Origin of the sequence: Streptomyces sp. WELS2, from assembly GCF_013870595.1 — a bacterium.
Taxonomy (GTDB): Bacteria; Actinomycetota; Actinomycetes; order Streptomycetales; family Streptomycetaceae; genus Streptomyces.
In genome coordinates this window covers 1-1,534 of the sequence record NZ_JACBWZ010001178.1, presented here as the reverse complement: position 1 = coordinate 1,534, position 1,534 = coordinate 1, and the positions used below count along the sequence as shown (strand labels likewise).

2 protein-coding genes are annotated in these 1,534 nt (G+C 74.1%); one reads left to right on the top strand and one right to left on the bottom strand.

The window, feature by feature from the left end; genetic code table 11:
• Positions 1 to 134 precede the first annotated feature (134 nt).
• Complete coding sequence (locus H5J33_RS34805) at positions 135 to 650, top strand: DUF4232 domain-containing protein (RefSeq protein ID WP_181798645.1); 516 nt, start codon at positions 135 to 137, stop codon at positions 648 to 650.
• A gap of 24 nt (positions 651 to 674) precedes the next feature.
• On the opposite strand, the gene H5J33_RS34800 is transcribed toward H5J33_RS34805, so the two are convergent.
• Positions 675 to 1,534, bottom strand: an 860-nt coding sequence (locus H5J33_RS34800; RefSeq protein ID WP_181798644.1) for a DUF2786 domain-containing protein, incomplete at its 5' end; no start/stop codon positions are given.

The following is a 1,534-nucleotide window of genomic DNA, read 5'->3' as shown; positions in this document are numbered from 1 at the left end:
GGCGGTGCGCGACTCGCTGAAGGGGCCCGGCCCCCAAGGCCCGGGGTCCGGCTTCCGGAGGGGTGGGCGTACGGGGCTCGGCGGCAGGCGCCATGATGCAAGGGCACCGTCACCACCAGGACAGGGACCCGCACATGCGCGCCATTCCGCTCACCGTCACCGCTCTCGCCGCCGCCCTGCTGCTGACCGCCTGCGACGACGGTGGCGGAAAGAAGGGGAACAACGCCGACTCGGCCTGCGAGATCGGCGGGGTGTCCGTGCAGATCGGCTCGGCGAGCGTCGCTCCGGCCGCCGGGGACACCGGTGAGATCCCGGTCAGCCTCACCAACCAGAGCGCGCCCTGCACCCTGGACCACTTCCCGGGCGTCGTGCAGAGCGGCGGCGGCAGCGACGCCACCGTGCCCGCGCTCAAGGACGCGAAGGCCCAGAAGCTGAAGCTGGCCAAGGGCGACTCCGCGTCCTTCTCGCTCACTTACGTACGCGGCAAGGACGGCGCCAAGGGCACCCTCGCGGCGGAGACCGTGAAGATCACCCTGCCCGGCACGGACACCGGACGGAGCTTCCCGTGGAAGTACGGCCCGGTCGCCGGGAAGGCCGACGGGAGCGGGCCGGACGCCTCGGTGAGCGCCTTCCAGCAGGTCGGCGACTGAGGCCCCGGTTCGGCGGCACCAGGGTCACTCCAGCCGCGGACGCGCCCCGACCTGGGCCTGGTCCGCCGCGCGTGCGCCCTCGGTCCAGCCCGCCGCGTCGCTGATGCCCCGGAGCCGGGTCGTCGTGGTCTGCGGGAACATGCTTTCCAGTCGGCCGGTGACGGCTGTCTCGCGCGTGGCCAGCACCGGCAGCAGGTCCTGGGTCACCTGGGTCTCGGCGGCGGCCGCGAGCCGGTCGCCCACGCGGTGCGCGTAGGCCGCGAGGAACGACTGCCGGAACGTCTTGGTCCGCTTGCGCCCGCCGGCCCGCTGGGCCGCCTCGGCCCTGGTCATGGCGTGCGTGGCCTGCACCAGCAGCGAGGTGTACAGCAGTTCGACGGCCTCCAGGTCCGCCTCGAAGCCGACGACCGTGGAGAAGCCGAGCGGTTCGTTCCACACCGCGCGGCAGTGGTTGGCCGTGGCCACCGCGTCCAGCAGGACCGCCTTGGCCTGCTCGTACGGCGCCTCGACCCCGATCCGGCAGGCGCCGGGCGCGTCCGGCGCGGGTGCCTCGGCGGCGAGCAACGCCTCGTCGACGCTGTGCCGGGCCATCAGCTCCTGTGCCTTGGCGCTGAGCGCCTCCGCCTCCTCGGGGTAACCGGTGGCCTCGGCCTTGGCGAGCAGTGCGCGGATGCGGGTGAGCATGCGGGAGGCGGCCGGGCCTGGGGCGCGCCGGGGCTCGTCGTCCAGCGGCTCCAGGGTGGGCAGGCGCAGCAGCAGCCGGTACAGCTCCAGGACGGTGGTGGCGTGCGAGAAGCGGTCCGTGGCGCGGTCGGGGCCGGCGGGCAGCGCGGCCAGCCGTCGAGATCTCGTCCGAGGACGGCCTGAACATCCTGCGCCACTCC